Here is a 383-nt window from a genome sequence, read left to right as displayed (position 1 = left end):
CTCGGTGCGCCGACGCTGCGTTTGCGCGGCGACTATCTGGCCATCGTGACGCTGGGCTTCGGTGAAATCATCCGTATCTTCATGAACAACCTCGACCGTCCGGTGAACATCACCAACGGTCCGAAGGGGATCACCGGCATTCAACCCGCCTCGTTGTTCGGCTTCGATTTTTCGAAGGCGCACGAGTTCTTCGGGTTCAAGGTCAGCTCGGTGTACATGTACTACTACCTGTTCGTGTTCCTCGCGTTGCTCATCGCATTCATCTGCGTGCGCTTGCAGCACTCGCGTATCGGACGCGCCTGGGTCGCCATTCGTGAAGACGAAGTCGCCGCCAAGGCAATGGGCATCAACACACGCAACATCAAGCTGCTCGCGTTCGCCAT

General features: G+C 58.0%; 1 pseudogene. It reads left to right on the top strand.

The features are described from left to right. Nucleotides 1-383, top strand: a pseudogene (locus A9762_RS03180) (ABC transporter ATP-binding protein); the annotation flags it as partial.

The sequence above is a fragment of the Pandoraea sp. ISTKB genome (genome assembly GCF_001721285.1).
GTDB lineage: Bacteria > Pseudomonadota > Gammaproteobacteria > Burkholderiales > Burkholderiaceae > Pandoraea > Pandoraea capi.
Note: the sequence above shows the minus strand (reverse complement) of the source record. Positions and strands in the feature narration are given on the sequence as shown.